Genomic DNA, 16,867 nt, shown 5'->3' on the forward strand with positions numbered 1-16,867 from the left:
GAGGAGGTCACGATGGCCATCGAACGCGGAAACACCAAACACGGACCGCAGCAGGACGATCAGCTCGCCCACGAGCTCCAGGGCACGATCAAGGGCAATCGCTCGAGTCGCGCCGAGGAGTGGCGGGATCCGGAGCCGCCCGCCGACGACGACCCGGAAACCGAGCTGCGACGCTGACTACAGCAGGCGCTGCCTGCCGTGCGTCGCGAATTCGGCGGCCAGCGCCTGCTTGTCGGCCTCGGTCATCCGCTGGTATTCGGGTCGACCGCGCCCCACCCAGCGGTGGACCGGCTCGTCGGTGCGCCACGCCTGTTCGCGCAGCGCCCGCTTGAGGACCTTGTTCGATCCGGTGACGGGCAGCTCGGGCGAGACCCGCAGCAGCCGGGGCATGCCCTTGCTGCCGAGATCGGCCTGGGCGCAGAGGAACTCGGTGAACTCGGGGAGGTCGAAGGTGGCCGGGTCGGCGACTTCGATCGCAGCCATCACCTGATCGCCCGAGCGCGGATCGGGGACGGCGAAGACCGCCGCGGCGATGACGGCCGGATGCCTGCGCAGCACGTGCTCGATCATCAGCGCGGAGGTGTTCTCCCCGTCGACCCGGATCCAATCGCCCTGGCGCCCGGCGAAATACAGGAACCCGTCGGTGTCGAGGTAGCCCAGATCGCCGGTCCAGTACCAGCCGTTGCGGACCCGATCGGCGTCGGCGGCCTCGTTCTTGTAGTAGCCCTCGAAGGCGAGGGCGCCGTTGCGGTCGATCATCTCGCCGATGGCCTCGTCGGGGTTGCGCACCCGGCCGTGGTCGTCGAGTTCGGCCCGGGCGCACTCGGCGAGGGTCTGCGGATTCACCACCGCCACACCGGGATGCGCGGGCCGGCCGAGCGCGGTGGCGGGCGCGGCCGGATCGGGAACGGCCAGGTTCGGGCCCTCGCTCGAGCCGTAGCCCTCGAACAGCGGGGCGCCGAAGCGGCGGCGGAACTCCTCCTGATCGGCGACCGACGCCTCGGTGCCGAAACCGCGCCGGAGCTGATTGTCCGCGTCGTCCGGGGTTTCCGGCACGGCGAGCAGGTAGCCCAGCGCCTTGCCGACATAGGTGAAGAACGTGGCGCCGAAGTACCGCACATCCGGCAGGAAACGCGAGGCGGAGAACTTCGGGGTCAGGCAGACCGTGGCGCCGACCGCGAGCGCGGGCGCCCACAGGGCCATGATCGCGTTGCCGTGGAACAGCGGCATGCAGCAGTAGTCCACATCGTCGCGGACGTGCCCGAACTTCGCCACCGCCTTGTGCGCGACCACCGCCAGGCGGCGCTGGCTGCACCGCACCGCCTTCGACGTGCCGGTGGTGCCCGAGGTGAACAGCAGCAGCAACAGATCCGCGGGTCCGCCCAGCGCGGTGGGCGGCACGCGGTGGGCCGCGACCCTGGCGGCGTAGCCGGGATCGTCGATCAGCAGGAAGCGGTCCTCGGTGAGTCCGAGATCGAGGGTCCGCAGGCGCGCCATCCCGGCGGCGTCGGTGACGATCAGCTGACAATCGACGTACCGGATGTCGGCGGCGAGCTGGGCGTCGCCCCTGGTCGGATTGAGCCCGGCCACGGCGGCGCCCGCCAGCGCCGCCGCGCCGAGCCAGAACACGAAGTCGGGAACGTTGTCCAGCAGCACGCCCAGGTGGAAGGCGCCGTCGCGGCGCAGCGCGCGGGCCAGCTCGGCCCGCGCCGCCGACTCGGCGACCACCTCGTCCCAGGTCCATCGCGCCTCCCGCGTGCGCAGGCCGATCCGCTGGTCACCGACCCGGTCGAGCAGCATGGTCGCGATATCCGCTCGGGGCGCGTCGTGGATCCGTTCCGTCATCTCCGCTGTGTACCTCCTGTACCGACCTTGCCACGCCCGCGACCGGCGTCGCGGGCGAGACCCCTTCTCCCGCAGTCCGGCTCAGGCCGGCGCGGCCGCTGTCGCGCCCGCTCTGCGCCCGAAGAAGGTGCCGTCGCCGAGGGAGGTGCCGCTGATGTAGCCCCACGAGTGCAGACCCGAGGTCGCCCGGCCCGCGGCGAACAGGCCGGGGATCGGGGCGCCGTCGAGGTCGAGCACGTGCCCGTCGACCGTGGTGTGCAGACCGCCGATGGTGAACACCTCGGCGCCGCCACGGCCCGCGGCACCGTATTCCGGCGGGGCGATGCCACGCTGGACGTCGATCGCCGCGAACGGTGAGCGCAGCGGTCGCAGCCAGCGGGGCGCCTTGTGGAAGTACGGGTCGCTGCCCTCCGCGGCGTGCCGGTTGTACTCGGTGATCGTGGTCTGCAGGGCGCCCGGCGGCATGCCGATCTGCTGTTCGAGGTCGTCGAGCGTCTCGGCCACGAAATGCGGCTGCACGCCCCAGCGTTCGTTCTCCGGCACTTCCTCGTAGGCCTGCTCGTCCAGGATCACCCACACCTTCAGGCCGTGCTTGAACAGCGCGGCCTGACCGACGAGTCCGGGGTAGACGTCCTCGTTGATGAAGCGACGGCCCTTGTCGTCGACGATCATGCCGCGCACCATCATGCCGGGGATCAGCGAGATGCCGACCTGCGCGGCGGACATGTGCCGCACCGCCGCGCCCGCGGCCTGCGCCATCACCACGCCGCGGCCGTCGTCGCCACCGTCGCTGTTGACCCCGAGCCCGACCAGCTGCGGCGCGTGCTGGGCCACCATCTCGGCGTTGTCGGCGAACCCGCCCGTGGTCAGGACGACGCCGCGGCGCGCCCGGTAGGTGTGCAGCCTGCCGTACTGCTTGGCGACGACTCCGACGACGCGGCCCGCCTCGGTGATCAGCCGGGTCGCGTTGGAATCGGTGTGCACCGTGACGGAGGTGGCCGCGACGGCCTCGCTCAGCTTCTGCATGAGCACCTTGCCACCGAAGCCGTCGGAGGTGACCCGGTGCCCGCGCGGCGCCGGCTTCGCCAGTTCGGCGAAGGGCCAGGCGTTCTCGCCCATCCACATCAGCCCGTCGTCGGTCGGCGGCACCCAGGTGGGCGAGTCCCACAGCGACGGCTTGAACGGCACGCCGTGATCGACGAGCCACTGGTAGTGGCGGGTGCTCTCGCGACTGTAGAGCTCGACCTTCGCCCGGTCGGCGTCGGGGCCGAGGGCGGCGAGCAGGAACGCCGCCATGTCCTCGGCGGTGTCCTCGAAGCCGCACGCGCGCTGGATGTCGGTGCCGCCGCCCAGATACATCTCACCGCCGGACAGCGCCGAGGACCCGCCGCCGCCACTGAACTTCTCCAGAACGATGACCTCGGCGCCCGCCGCGGCCGCCTCGAGCGCGGCGGACGCGCCCGCGCAGCCGTAGCCGACGACGAGAACGTCGGTCTCGTGGTCGAATCCGTCGAGCGCGCCCGCATCGACGGGTGTCACCGAATTGTCTGTGCTCATGCCCACTCCCATCCGCTGTGCTGCGGCGCACGCTAGGACCTCGCGCGCGCGGCCGACGGGGGAGTGTCCACCCAGCGGGAGGCCGTCAGTCCTTCGGCGCGGCCACCGCGGGTTCCTCGGGCTCCTCCACCGCGGGCGGCGGCCCGGTGGCCGCGTCGATCTGCTCGCCGATGTAGCGGATGACCACGGCGATCATCGCCACGACGGGGACGGCGAGGAACGCACCGGTGATGCCGTACAGCGAGCCACCCGCGGTCACCGCGAGCAGCACGATCACCGCGTGCAGTTCCATGCTGCGGCTCTGCAGGACCGGTTGCAGCACATTGCCTTCCAGCTGCTGCACGGCGATGACGATGCCGAGCACGATCAGCGCGGTGGTGAAACCGTTGCCGACCAGCGCGACGAGGACCGCCAGCGCGCCGGCGACGAAAGCGCCGACCATCGGGACGAAGCCGCCGATGAAGGTGATCACCGACAGCACCATCGCCAGTGGAACGTCGAGAATGAACAACCCGGCGCCGATGAGCACGGCGTCGACCATGCTGACGATCGCCTGCGTGCGGATGAAGCCGCCCAGCGTCGCCCAGACCCGCTCGAGTACGGCCTCGACGTGGCGGCCGCTGCGGCTGCCGAACACCACGTGCATCCAGGGCAGGAAACGGCGGCCGTCCTTGAGGAAGAAGAACACCAGCACCAGCACCAGGAACACGGTGATCAGGACCGAGGTCGCGGTGGAGACGCCGGTGAACACGCCGCTGGCGATCTGCGCGCCGCTGGACTGGAGCCGGCCGACGATGGCGTCGACCGCGGAATCGAGTTGCTCGTCGCGGATCCGCAAGGGCGGCCCCTGGACCCAGTCGCGCACCTGGTTGATGCCCTCGGTGGACTTGTCGGCGAGTTCGGGGGCCTGATCGGCCACCGAGGGCACGATCAGCGCGACGATGCCGGCCAGCACCCCGACGAAGCCGAGCAGGGTCACCGTGGCCGCCAGCGCGGGTGGGAAACGATGCGCGGTGAGCCACCTCGCCGGTGGCCAGAGGATCGTGGTCACCACGATCGCGAGGGCGACCGGCAGGATCACCACCCACAGCCGCGCGGTGACGGTGCCGAGCACCCACGCGCCCAGCGCGATCGCGACGATGCACAGCGACCACTTGGCCAGCCACAGCAGTCCGCCGCCGATCACGTCCCCGCGGTCGCGGCGCGGCGTGCCGGTCGATCGCGTTCCACTCGGTTCTTTCCCCTGCCCGCTCACGTCGCCAGTCTGACACGTCGTGCGCGATTCGTGGCGGCGGCGGTTCGCGGCTCAGGCGCGTCGCGGCGGGGGCGCGGGCAGGTGGGCGTCCATCCAGCGCAGCAGCCGGTCGACGGATTCGGCGCAGTCCCCGCCCGCGCCGGACTCGGCCCACTCGATCAGCGCGGCGAAGGTGGCGGACTGGTAGGCGGTCGCGAGAGCGTGGCAGATCGCGGCGGGGGAGTCGGGCAGACGGCGGGCCAGATAGCCCGCGAGCGTGTCGATCCAGGGCTGGTAGACGCGGGGCGCGGTGGCGGCGAGTTCGGGCTCCGAGGAGATCAGCCGCAGCCAGTCCGGCGCGAGCTCGTGGATGCGGGGATCGCGCGACACCGATTCCACGATGGCTGTGCGGACCACCACCGCGGGCGGCGCGTCGTCGGCGGCGCCGGTGAGCACGTCGCGCAGCCGCTCCGTCGCGGGCCCGACGCCGAGCCAGGCGATCTCGGCACGGGAGGAGAAGTGCCGCAACAGCGTTCGGGTGCTGATCCCGGTGGCCTCGGCGAGGTCGTTCCAGTTGGTGGTGGCGAAGCCGCGGTCGGTCCACAGGCGCAACGCTCCGGCGGACACGGCCCTGGTGTCGAGCACGGAGGGTCGGCCGGGGCGTCGGGGCGCGGGCTCGGTCACCGCGAAAGCCAACCAGTTTTGGCGAAGTGTGTCAATATTGGGCGGACCCCACCGAAACAGGAGAAAAAGTATGGATTTCGTCAACTCGTCCGCGATCGTCACCGGCGGGGCGTCGGGTCTCGGCTTGGCCACCGTGCGGGAGCTGCACGGGCAGGGCGCGAAGGTCGTCATCGTCGATCTGCCCTCGTCCGACGGTGAGGCCATCGCGAAGGAGCTGGGCGAGGGCGCGGCCTTCGCGGCGGCGGACGTGACCGACGAGTCGGCGGTGTCGGCGGCGCTCGATGTCGCCGAGTCGCTGGCCCCCCTGCGGATCGCCGTGAACTGCGCGGGCATCGGCAACGCGATCAAGACGGTCGGCAAGAAGGGCGCGTTCCCGCTCGCCGATTTCACCAAGGTCGTCAACGTCAACCTGATCGGCACGTTCAACGTGATCCGCCTGGCCGCCGAGCGCATGTCGGTGGTCGAGCCGGTCGGCGAGGAGCGCGGCGTCATCATCAACACCGCCTCCGTCGCCGCCTACGACGGCCAGATCGGTCAGGCCGCCTACTCCGCGTCCAAGGGCGGCATCGTCGGCCTGACTCTGCCCGTCGCGCGCGATCTGGCCGGGTTCAAGATCCGCGTCGTCACCATCGCGCCGGGCCTGTTCCGCACCCCGCTGTTCGAGACGCTGCCCGAGGAGGCGCTGCAGTCCCTCGGCGCCCAGGTGCCGCACCCCTCGCGCCTGGGTCAGCCCACCGAATTCGCCGCCCTGGCCCGCCACATCGTGGAGAACCCGATGCTCAACGGCGAGACGATCCGCCTCGACGGCGCCATCCGGATGGCCCCGCGCTGATTCCTCCCGACCTCCGGCTCGGGACCCGGCCGGAGGTCGACCACTGCGCGTGCCCTCGATCCGATCCCTCCGCGCCTGGGCGACCTCGCCGATCCCGCGCCGGCGGCACCGGCGAGGTCGCGTTCGGCGGCGTGTGCTCGGCGCCGCGGTGTCGGGAGGTTCCTAGCGCTGCCGGGCCGCGCACATCGCCCTGAGGCCGGGGCCCGCGGTGTGGCGGAGGAAATCGGTGTCGGCGAGTCGGTCGGCGGCGCCGAGATCGATGGTCAGGTCGAGGGATTCGGCGAGCCGGTACGGGCGGCTCTCCAGTGCGGAGCCGACGACGCGGCGCAGGCGGGAGATCTCGGCGCGGACCGCGACCGCGTGGTCGGGGTCGCCGTAGAGGGCTTCGCTGAGCTGACGCACCGTCATGCCGCGGCGGTCGTGCAGGTGCAACAGCAGCAGGATCTCCGCATGACGAGCGGACAGCGCACTGCGCCAGCCGGATTCGCCACCGAGCACGCTGAGCGTCGGCGGGCCCGACAGGTCCAGTTCCCAGCGGGTACCGCGAGAACGCGTGTCCGGGCGCAGGATCCAGCCGTCGGCGAGCTGTTCGGCCACGCAGGTGCCGAGTCCCGGCACGGTGACCGCGCGGTCGGCCCGCGGCACCGCGACCCGGCGGGTGGCGGCCACGCCCACCGCGTGCGCGACCCACCCGTGTTCGTCGACGACCAGCGCCGGCCCGGTGACGGCCGCGAGCGCGGGGCCGGCGGCCGATCGGAGCCGGTCGAGCCGGTTCTCGTGATGACGCCACAGCTGCGACTCCGCGAGCCGGACGCCGGTCGCCACCAGCGCGGTGATCGCGGGATGCAGGGTCAGGGCGGGGCCGCTGATGTCGACGATGCCGAGCAGTTCCCCGGTGCGCGGGTCGTGGATCGGCGCCGCCGTGCAGTACCAGGGATGCTGGAACTGCTCGAAGTGCTCGCCGGAGAACAACTGCACCGGCGCGGCCTCGGTGAGCGCGGTACCGATCGCGTTCGTGCCCACAGCGTCCTCGGTCCAGCGGGCGCCCTCGCGAAAGCCCAGCGAATCCGCGCGATGGCGGACCTTGGCCGAGCCGTACCGCCACAGCACCACGCCCTCGGCGTCGGCCACCACCAGCATCAGCTGCGAGGAGGTGTCGGCCAGGCAGGCGACCGCCTGGGTCAGGTCCTCGATCACCGCGGTGAGCAGCGATTCGCGCCGCCGGCGTTCGACATCGGCGACCGCGAGCACCGAGCGGGCGCGTGGCCGGTCGGGGACCAGCCCCGCCGCCAGCACCCGCGTCCACGAGCGGGCGACGAGCGGGCGCGGGCGCAGCGGCGAGCGGCCGCCCGCGATCACCGCGTCGTGCATGCGGATCAGGTCGCGCGCGTAGCCGGAGAGGTCGGTGCCGGGCTCGACCGCGCTGAAATCGCTCACGATCCACCCTTCCTCCGTTGCAACGCGCTGCAACGATTGTGCCACCTGCCGGTCATGGCGTGTGCTCTAGGTCACAGATTGTGGAGGAGGATTCGATGACCCAGACACTCGATCCCGTCGTGCGCGGATCGGACGCGGCCGGACCGCAGCAGCGCGTGGACGCCTGGTTGGCGGCGTTCGAGGCGGCGCTGGCCGCGCGCGATATCGACACCGCGGCAGGCATGTTCGCCACCGACAGCTTCTGGCGCGACCTGATCGCGTTCACCTGGAACATCAAGACCGTCGAGGGCAGGGCAGGCGTCGCCGACATGCTCACCGCGCAACTCGACGAGACCGACCCGTCCGGCTTCCACACCACCGAACCGCCGACCGAGGACGACGGCGTGATCAGCGCCTGGATCGGGTTCGAGACCGGGGTGGGCCGCGGTGTCGGGCATCTGCGGCTCACCGACGAGGGCGCGTGGACACTGCTGACCACCCTGCAGGAGCTCAAAGGCCACGAGGAGGGCAAAGGGCCACGGCGACCCAGGGGCGTGCGTCACGGCGCCGACCGTGAGCGGGTGACCTGGTCCGAGCAGCGCGAGCGCGAGGAGAGCGAGCTGGGCTACACCCGCCAGCCGTACGTGCTCGTCGTCGGCGGCGGGCAGGGCGGGATCGCCCTCGGCGCGCGGATGCGTCAGCTCGGGGTGCCCGCGCTCGTCGTCGACAAGCACGACCGACCCGGCGACCAGTGGCGCAAGCGGTACAAGTCGCTGTGCCTGCACGACCCGGTCTGGTACGACCACCTGCCGTATCTGCCGTTCCCCGACAACTGGCCGGTCTTCGCGCCCAAGGACAAGATCGGCGACTGGCTCGAGATGTACACGAAGGTGATGGAGGTGCCGTACTGGTCCAAGACCACCTGCACCTCGGCGCGCTACGACGAGGCGAGCGGGACGTGGACCGTCGAAGTGGAACGCGACGGCGAGCCAGTGGTGCTGCGGCCCCGGCACCTGGTGCTCGCGACGGGGATGTCGGGCAAGCCGAACGTCCCGGATTTCCCTGGGATGGAACGGTTCCGGGGCGATCAGCACCATTCGAGTCAGCACCCGGGGCCGGATCGGTACGCGGGCAAGCGCGCCGTGGTGATCGGGGCCAACAACTCCGCGCACGACATCTGCGCGGCGCTGTGGGAGGCGGGCGCGCAGGTCACCATGGTGCAGCGATCCTCGACGCACATCGTCAAATCGGACTCGCTGATGGAGATCGGGCTCGGTGATCTGTACTCGGAGCGGGCGCTGGCCGCCGGAATGACCACGCAGAAGGCCGATCTCACCTTCGCCTCGCTGCCGTACCGGATCATGCACGAGTTCCAGATCCCGGTCTACGACGCGATCCGGGAGCGCGACGCCGACTTCTACGCGCGCCTGGAACGCGCCGGTTTCGACCTCGACTGGGGCGACGACGGCTCGGGGCTGTTCATGAAGTACCTGCGCCGGGGTTCGGGCTACTACATCGATGTGGGCGCGGCCGAACTCGTCGCCAACGGCGATATCGCCTTGGCGCACGGGCAGGTTCGCGAACTCACCGAGGACAGTGTGGTCCTCGCCGACGGCACCGAGTTGCCCGCCGACCTCGTCGTCTACGCCACCGGCTACGGCTCGATGAACGGCTGGGCCGCCGACCTCATCGGCCAGGATGTGGCCGACGCGGTGGGCAAGTGCTGGGGATTCGGCTCCGGCACCACCAAGGACCCCGGGCCGTGGGAGGGCGAACTGCGCAACATGTGGAAGCCGACCCAGCAGCCCGGCCTGTGGTTCCACGGCGGCAACCTGCACCAGTCCCGCCACTACTCGCTGTATCTGGCGCTGCAGCTCAAGGCCAGATACGAAGGCGTCCCGACCCCGGTCTACGGGAAGCAGGAGGTCCACCACCTGAGCTGAGCGTCGCGCGTCCGGCGGGATCGGCCGCGGCCGATCCCGCCGGAGGGTGCGGGTCGACGGCCGGGAGATACGCAGTTCTACCGATGCCGGGCCCTGGTCGCGCACGGCACACTGCCCCCATGTCCCCACGAACACCTTCCGGGATCGCCGTTCTCCAGCGGCACGACACGATCGCGGAGGCCGATGTCGATCAGCTGCTGCGGGTGGCGGGCTACACCGAACCAGGCGACCGGCCGACAGCGCGGCAGCGGCAGTTCCGCCGCACGGTCGCCCGGCTGTGCCTCGCGGTGATCGCGGCCCGGCGCGGTGGCCTCGACGCCGAGGACGCGCTGCGCGAGCTGGAGCAGCGCACACTCGAGTGGGCCCGCGAGGGTCTCGGCGTCGACGCCGTCCTCGACGCGGTGCACCGGTGCGTGCGTGCCGCAGTGGGCGCGACCGAAGTTCCGCGACCACTGGCCGCCGGCGCGGTGGTGGAGGTGCTCGGCCGGTTGTCGGGGGCGGTCGCGGGCGCGTACGTCCACTACGCCCTGGAGCTGACCGAGCCCACCGAGCAGGCGCGCGGCAAGCTCGCCCAGCATCTGCTCGCGGGGGATCCGTGCGGGCTCCTCGCCCGCGATTGCGGCGTCGAACTCGCCGCCCGGTACCGGGTGCTCGCGGTGCACCTCGAGGAACCGCCCGCGACCGCGGCGGACATCGACGAGCGGGTGCGCCTGCGGCACGCCATCGGCCTGCTGCGCCGGGAAGTCGAGCGGCACTGCGACGGCGCGGCGCTCGCGGCACTGTCGGCCCGCTCGGGGACGGTCCTGCTGCCGGACACCGGCTCGGCGCCCGAGCCGGGCGTCGTCGCCGACGCGCTGACGCGCGCGGCGCAGCGGGCGGTCACCGTGGCGGTCGTCGACGCCGCGCGCGAGGAACTCCCCGCCGCCGCCGAGCGCGCGCACGAACTGCTCGCGATCGCGCGCCGGGCGGGCCGCCGCGGTGCCGTCCACCAGTTCCGTGACTTCGCACTCGAATACCAGCTCACCCGGCCCGGTCCCGCCCGCGAGCACCTGCGGCACCTGCTCGCGCCCCTCGACGACCATCCCGAACTGCTGCAGACGCTGCGGATCCACCTCGCCACCGAGGCGAACCGCCTGCACACCGCGCGCCTGCTGCACGTGCACACCAACACTGTCGACTACCGACTCCGGCGCATCGCGACCCTGACCGGTCTCGACGCCAAGCGCTGCCCCGATCTGTGGTACCTGCGCGCCGGGCTCGTCGTCACCGCGGTGACCGCCCCGGAGAAAGCCCGCCGCGCGCCCCGCTGAGCTGAGTACCATCGCGGAGACCGCATACCGTGCACCGGCGCGGCGCAGCGCTCGCCTCGGCCGGTCGGAACCGAAGCGATGGATGGTGCGCAACACCCTCGACCCCGCGCCGACCAGCTACCTGGGCCGCGACGCCGAGTACGACGCCGTCCGGCGGCTGCTCGGCAGCGGCTGCCTGGTCTCGGTGGTGGGGACGGGTGGACTCGGCAAGACCCGCCTCGCCAGACGGCTGGCCGCGCGGGCCCGCGCGGACTACGACGAAGTGGTCTTCGTGGAACTGGCGGGGACACGCCACGACGCGGAGGTGGCCGGCGCGGTCGCCGACGCCTTCGGGCTCCGGGTGACCGCACGGGAGGCGGCCGGGGAACGGGTGCTGGAGCATCTCGCCCACCGGACGCCGCTGCTCGTCCTGGACAACTGCGAACACCTGCTCACCGCGTGCGCCGACCTCGTCGCCCGGCTCGTCGCGCGCTGTCCCGGAGTGACGGTGCTCGCCACCAGCAGGCAGGCGTTGAGTGTGGCGGGGGAGCGCGTCTACCGGATGCCCGCGCTGGCCGTGCCCGAGCCGGGAATCACCGATCCGGCGCTGCTGGCCGGATATCCCGCGGTCGCGTTGCTGGTCGACCGGGCACGCGCGGTGCGCCCGGATTTCCGGGTGACCGCCGCCAACGCGCCCGATGTCGCCGAACTCTGCCGGCTGCTCGACGGCATCCCGCTGGCCATCGAACTGGCGGCGGCCCGGCTGCGCGCGCTGTCCCCGCGCCAGGTCGTGGCCCGCTGGTCCGGCGTATTGGCCCTGCCGACCGCCTGGTCGCACGGTGTCCCCGAGCGGCACCGGACCGTGCGCACCACGGTCGAGTGGAGTTACCGGCTGTGCACCGCGGCCGAACGCGGCGTCTGGGCGCGGCTGTCGGTGTTCCAGGACTGGTTCGAACTGGAGGCGGCCGAACATGTCTGCGCGGCAGCGGATCCGGACGCGCCGGTCCTCGAGGTGATCGATTCCCTGGTCGACAAGTCGATCCTGGAGACCCGCGGCGATGACGTCGTGCGCTTCCGGCTGCCGCAGGCCGTGCGCGAATTCGGCGCCGCGGAGCTGGCCGGAGCGTGCCTGCGTGAGGAGACCGCCCGCAGGCACCGGGACTGGTTCCGTGCCCTGCTCGACCTGGCCGATCGCGCCTTTCTGAGCCACCAGCAGGACGAACTGGTCCACCGGCTGCGCGCGGCCCACCACGATCTGCGCCTGGCCCTGGAATGGTCGCTGACCACGCCGGGGGAGGCGGAGACGGCGCTGGAGATGGCGTGCGCGGTCGAGGAGTACTGGAGCTTGACCGGGGCCGACCACGAGGCGCGCACCTGGCTGCGCCGCGCCCTCACCGCCGCCCCCGACGCGCCGCACGCGGCCCGCGCGTGGGCGGTCCTGGCCCTGCACTCGCTGTGGCTGACCGATCGCGAGAGCGCCGACCGGGAACTCGACCGGGCCGAGATCGCCACGGGCGCGGACGATCCCGTCGTCGCCGCCCGGCTGTTGGTGGTCCGCGCGACCGCCGCGAAGATCGACCTCGACAACGCCAGGGCGGCGGAGCTGGCCGCGGCGGCGCTGGCGCGATTCCGGGCGCAGGGCAGGCTCCGGGAAGCCATGCCCGCCAGGACCATCCACGCCCTGGCCACCGCGGCGGCCGACCCGGTCAACCGGGTCTCGGAACTGCACGACGCGGTGCGCGTCTGTGCCGAACACGGCGACTACTACTACCGCGGCATGATGCTGTTCGCCATCAGCCTGATCGAGGTGATGCTGGGCCGGGCCGACGCGGCCGAGCGGGCCGCGCGCAGTGCGCTCGAGTTCGCCCGCCGCTCCGGCAGCAGGCTGGGTGACGCCTATCAGATCGAGGCACTGGCCTGGGCCGCCGCCGCGCGCGGCCGCCACGACCGGGCCGCGTTCCTGTTCGGCGTCGCCGCCGAGGCGTGGGCGCGGCTCGGCGCCGATCCCGAGATCGTCCTCGTCCGGCCCCACACGCTGTTCCGGGACGCCACGATCGCGGCGCTGGGGCCGCGGGAGTACGCCGCGGCGTTCGCGCGGGGCCGGGCGATGCCACTGGTCGAGGCGGTGGCACTGGCGCTCGCGCCGACGACCCCGCCCGGCACCGCGCCGCTGACACCGCGCGAATACGAGGTGGCCACGCTGGTGGCCGACGGTCTGACGAACAAGGAGATCGCCGCGAAGCTGGTCATCGCGCCACGCACCGTCGACACCCACGTCGGCAACATCCTGACCAAGCTGGGTTCGGCCAACCGCGCGCAGATCGCCGCCTGGGTGGTGACCCGCTCGCGCGCCGACGGCGGCTGACGGCCGAACGCTGGCCATGTTCACATCACCGACCGCCCCCGTGTCGTTCGGTTGCCCAGAATCCGTAGATCTTTCGTTCCGCGGCGGGGCGGGCGCCGAATCATAGTTTCTGGTGCAGTGCCTGACCACAGGCGCCGCCGCGGCACGGGGGCCGGGCGATCGGGCACCACCCGGCAGCGTGGCCGGGCCGAGAAAGGCGCGCGGAGATGCCGAGCGATGTCGTCGATGTGTCGGTGGAATTCCCGGTCTCGCGGCGGGCGCTGTGGGACGTCCTGCTGGATCCGCAGAGCTACCCCCGCCTGTGGACGGGGATCGGGGCGTGTGAGCGACTGCTGCAGCCCGACCGCAGCACCCTGTGGCAGGTGCGCATCGGTGACGCGGCCATCGGCGTCCGGCACACCGACCTGGCCCTGACGATCGGGCGCTGGTACGAGAGCTTCGAGCTGCACAATCCGGAATCCGGTGGCTTCGCGCTGATCCGGCTCACCGGCGACGAACGGCGCACCAGGGTGAGCGTCACCGTGTTCGCGGCGCCGCGACTGCACCCCGCGCTGGCGGGGACCACCAACTCCGCGGTCGTCGGCTGGGTCGAACAGGGGCTGGGCCGGGCCGTCGACATCGTGCGCGGCGCGCGGACCTCGGTGGTGTCCAACGGTGCGCGCGCGCCGATCCGGCGCAAGTCCGAGCTGGTGCGGTGGTGCCTGCAGTCGGGTCTGATCGCGCCGCCGTTGACCTCGGCCCGGCAACTGCGCTCGCTCTACCGGTGGGGCTTCAACCTCGCCGGCGGCTACGCGGCCGGCGCCGCGCACAGCCCCGAGCAACTCGCGCTGATCGACGACGCGAGCACCGCGACCTTCGAGGAGACCGACAAGCGCACCACCGCGCTGGCAGGCGCGATGTACGAGGTCGGCATCCGCGCGGGCGACGCCGTCGGCCTGCTGGCCGGAAACCACTGCGGCATGGTCGAAACCATGGTCGCCGCGGGCAAACTCGGCGTCGACGTGGCCCTGCTCAACGCCGGGCTCTCCGGACGGCGGATCGAGGAGATCGTGCAGCGCCACCGGCTCTCCGCGCTGTTCGTCGACGCGGGGCTCACCCATCTCGTGCGCTATCTGCACGGCGGGCTGCCGCGCTTCCTCACCGACGACCTGCCCGCCGACCCCGCCCGCGTCACGATCGAGGACCTGATCGCCATGGGCCGCACGACCTTTCCCGAACCCACCACCCCCGGCCGCCAGATCGTGCTGACCTCGGGCACCAGCGGCACGCCCAAGGGCGCCCGGCGTCCGCACCCGAAGGGTTTCGACACCCTTGTCGCGCTGCTGTCGCGCATCCCGATCCGGGTCGGCGCCACGATGATGATCCCGGCGCCGCTGTTTCACACCTGGGGACTGTCGGCCCTGCAACTGAGCACCGCGGTACGCGCCACCGTGGTGCTCGCGCAGGGCTTCGACGCCGAGGAGGCCCTGCGCCGCATCGCCGAGCACCGGGTGACCACGCTCATCGCCGTGCCGACCATGGTGCAGCGCCTGGTCGACGTGCCCGCGGCCGTGCGGGCCCGCTACGACCTGAGCAGCCTGCGGCAGGTGATCAGCTGCGGCGCGCCGTTGGCGGCGATCACCGTCGACCGGTTCCTGCACGACTACGGCGACATCCTCTACAACCTCTACGGCTCCACCGAGGTGTCCTGGGCGAGTGTGGCCGGACCCGAGGACCTGCGCGCCGCGCCGACCACGGCCGGGCGCCCGCCGCTGGGGACCCGGCTCGCGATCCTCGGTCCCGACCGCGCTCCGGTGCCGGTCGGGGTCGTCGGGCGGATCTTCGTCGGCAACCACATGCTCTTCGACGGCTACGTCAGTGACGCGCCGCCCGAGGAAGCCGACGGCATGCTCGACACCGGCGACCTCGGCTACCTCGACGCCGAGGGCAGGCTCTTCGTGGCCGGCCGCGACGACGAGATGATCATCTCCGGCGGCGAGAACGTCTTCCCGCGCCCGGTCGAGGAGGCGATCGCCTACCTGCCGCAGGTCACCGACGTGGCGGTGGTCGGCGTGCCCGATCGCGAGTTCGGGCAGCGGCTGGCCGCGTTCCTGGTCAAGAGCGAGAACTCCGGGCTGGACCCGGAGATGGTGCGGACCTACATCCGGAACCGGCTCAGCCGCTTCTCGGTCCCGCGCGATGTCACCTTTCTCAGCGCGCTGCCGCGCGGGGAGACCGGCAAGGTGCTCAAACGACTGCTGATCGACCAGGAGGGCCTGGCGGGTTGACCGCTATTCGGCATCACACCTGCTGGCGCGGGGCGGTGACGTCGGTCCGCAAACATACAGCTATGTTATTCGGGGACGGCGGGTTCGACGCGGTGGTTGTAGAGGGTGGAGGGGTCGGGATGGCGGCGCTGGGCACAGCGGTGGTGCGCACGGATCGGGAACGGCGCCCGGCGTTCTCGGAGCGGCGGTTCGAGCGGCTCGTGACGCTGGCCGACGGCTTGTCGCCGGAGTCGCTCGAGATCCTGATCGGATTCGCCGGGCGGTTGCGCGCCGTCGAGGGCGTGGGCATCGATCCGCTGGTCGAGTAGCGAACAGGCCATATAGCTGTAACGCATCGTAGCGGCAACCTTGTGCGGTACTGCCGGTACCACTAAACTGGTGGAAGCACTGTTCTAGGAGGCACCGATGACGTTGTCCACCGTGAAGAACCCGGGAACGCCCGGGTACACCGAGATCCTGCGCACCCTGTCCGAGGGGTCCGTGACCAAGCACTTCGATCCGTACGTCGACATCGATTGGGATTCGCCGGAGTTCGCCGTGCACAGCGACGATCCGCGCTGGATCATGCCGGAGGAGGACCCGCTGGGTCGTCATCCCTGGTACAAGGCGCAGCCGGTGGAGCGCCGGATCGCGATGGGGATGTGGCGTCAGGCCGGGATCGCGAAGGTGGGCCTGGATTTCGAGCAGCTGCTGATCCGCGGGTTGATGCAGTATCTGGTCTCGGTGCCCAACGGTGATCCGGAGTTCCGGTACGTCACCCACGAGGCGGCCGAAGAGTGCAACCACACGATGATGTTCCAGGAGATGATCAACCGCATCGGTTACCGCGATGTGGTGGGCATGGGCAGCATCGATCGCAAGCTGACGATGATCATCTGGCCCGCGGTGAAGTATTTCCCCGAGCTGTTCTTCACGATGATCCTCGGTGGTGAGGAGCCGATCGATCACCTGCAGAAGTCGCTGCTGCGCGGCGGGGTCGATCTGCATCCGATGGTGCATCGGGTGATGCAGATCCATGTGGCCGAGGAGGCCAGGCACATCTCCTTCGCGCACGAATACCTGCGCAAGAACGTGCCGTCGATGCATCCGGTCACCAAGACCGTGCTGTCGGTGGCCTTCCCGATCGCCATGCGGGTGATGCTGTCGATGATCGCGACGCCGCCGAAGGAGTTCGTGGAGAAGTTCGACATCCCGGCCGAGGTGATGCGGGAGGCGTACTGGGGCAGCCCGGAGTCGCAGGTCACCATGCGTGACGTCTTCGGCGATGTCCGCGCCCTCGTCACCGACACCGGCATGATGAATCCCCTCGCCAAGCTGACCTGGCGTCTGCTCGGCATCGGCGGCCCCGCCTCGCGCTACCGCAGCGAGCCCGCGCGCCGCACCGCCTGAGCCGATGACCCGCCGGGCCGGTCCCCACCGACCGGCCCGATCGACC

Annotated in this window: 13 protein-coding genes; 8 read left to right on the forward strand and 5 right to left on the reverse strand. The window is 71.5% G+C overall.

Annotated features, from left to right (window positions below; genetic code table 11):
- The first annotated feature begins 12 nt into the window (after nucleotides 1-12).
- A complete protein-coding gene (locus tag DFR69_RS34500) occupies nucleotides 13-177 on the forward strand; it encodes a hypothetical protein (protein ID WP_167456283.1) in 165 nt (54 codons plus the stop codon).
- Here the strand turns inward: DFR69_RS34500 and casI are convergent, their stop codons facing one another.
- The 4 genes from casI to DFR69_RS16920 form a co-directional block, all read right to left on the reverse strand.
- Nucleotides 178-1,845, reverse strand: coding sequence for a steroid-22-oyl-CoA synthetase (gene casI / locus DFR69_RS16905; RefSeq protein ID WP_110038518.1), 1,668 nt, complete (start codon nucleotides 1,843-1,845; stop codon nucleotides 178-180).
- 81 nt (nucleotides 1,846-1,926) lie between these two features.
- Nucleotides 1,927-3,402, reverse strand: coding sequence for an FAD-dependent oxidoreductase (locus DFR69_RS16910; RefSeq protein WP_110038519.1), 1,476 nt, complete (start codon nucleotides 3,400-3,402; stop codon nucleotides 1,927-1,929).
- Between the two features lie 85 nt (nucleotides 3,403-3,487).
- Nucleotides 3,488-4,657 (reverse strand): AI-2E family transporter, encoded by a 1,170-nt coding sequence (locus tag DFR69_RS16915; protein WP_110038520.1) that lies wholly within the window; start codon nucleotides 4,655-4,657, stop codon nucleotides 3,488-3,490.
- 51 nt (nucleotides 4,658-4,708) lie between these two features.
- Nucleotides 4,709-5,320: a TetR/AcrR family transcriptional regulator gene (locus DFR69_RS16920; RefSeq protein WP_244198305.1), complete on the reverse strand. Its 612-nt coding sequence runs from the start codon at nucleotides 5,318-5,320 to the stop codon at nucleotides 4,709-4,711.
- A 70-nt stretch (nucleotides 5,321-5,390) separates the two neighbouring features.
- Between DFR69_RS16920 and DFR69_RS16925 the strand changes: the two genes are divergently transcribed.
- Nucleotides 5,391-6,152, forward strand: coding sequence for a 3-hydroxyacyl-CoA dehydrogenase (locus tag DFR69_RS16925; RefSeq protein ID WP_110038654.1), 762 nt, complete (start codon nucleotides 5,391-5,393; stop codon nucleotides 6,150-6,152).
- 162 nt (nucleotides 6,153-6,314) lie between these two features.
- Here DFR69_RS16925 and DFR69_RS16930 read toward each other — a convergent pair whose 3' ends face one another.
- Complete coding sequence (locus DFR69_RS16930; protein ID WP_110038522.1) at nucleotides 6,315-7,589, reverse strand: sigma-54-dependent transcriptional regulator family protein; 1,275 nt, start codon at nucleotides 7,587-7,589, stop codon at nucleotides 6,315-6,317.
- Between the two features lie 95 nt (nucleotides 7,590-7,684).
- Here DFR69_RS16930 and DFR69_RS16935 point away from each other — a divergent pair, with 95 nt between their 5' ends.
- The 6 genes from DFR69_RS16935 to DFR69_RS16960 all read left to right on the forward strand — a co-directional run bounded on the left by DFR69_RS16935 (nucleotide 7,685) and on the right by DFR69_RS16960 (nucleotide 16,821).
- Entirely contained in the window at nucleotides 7,685-9,511 is a 1,827-nt protein-coding gene (locus tag DFR69_RS16935) for a flavin-containing monooxygenase (protein ID WP_110038655.1), read from the forward strand.
- Between the two features lie 119 nt (nucleotides 9,512-9,630).
- On the forward strand, nucleotides 9,631-10,821 hold the full coding sequence (locus DFR69_RS16940) for a PucR family transcriptional regulator (RefSeq protein WP_167456297.1): 1,191 nt from the start codon (nucleotides 9,631-9,633) through the stop codon (nucleotides 10,819-10,821).
- Nucleotides 10,822-10,903: 82 nt separating this feature from the next.
- Nucleotides 10,904-13,165, forward strand: coding sequence for a LuxR C-terminal-related transcriptional regulator (locus tag DFR69_RS16945; RefSeq protein ID WP_110038524.1), 2,262 nt, complete (start codon nucleotides 10,904-10,906; stop codon nucleotides 13,163-13,165).
- 206 nt (nucleotides 13,166-13,371) lie between these two features.
- Nucleotides 13,372-15,432, forward strand: coding sequence for an AMP-binding protein (locus DFR69_RS16950; protein ID WP_110038525.1), 2,061 nt, complete (start codon nucleotides 13,372-13,374; stop codon nucleotides 15,430-15,432).
- Nucleotides 15,433-15,494: 62 nt separating this feature from the next.
- Nucleotides 15,495-15,740, forward strand: coding sequence for a hypothetical protein (locus DFR69_RS16955; protein WP_146229306.1), 246 nt, complete (start codon nucleotides 15,495-15,497; stop codon nucleotides 15,738-15,740).
- Nucleotides 15,741-15,837: 97 nt separating this feature from the next.
- Nucleotides 15,838-16,821, forward strand: a complete 984-nt coding sequence (locus tag DFR69_RS16960) for an AurF N-oxygenase family protein (RefSeq protein WP_110038527.1) — start codon at nucleotides 15,838-15,840, stop codon at nucleotides 16,819-16,821.
- Nucleotides 16,822-16,867: the final 46 nt, after the last annotated feature.

It is taken from the genome of Nocardia neocaledoniensis (assembly GCF_003182135.1).
Taxonomy (GTDB): domain Bacteria; phylum Actinomycetota; class Actinomycetes; order Mycobacteriales; family Mycobacteriaceae; genus Nocardia; species Nocardia neocaledoniensis.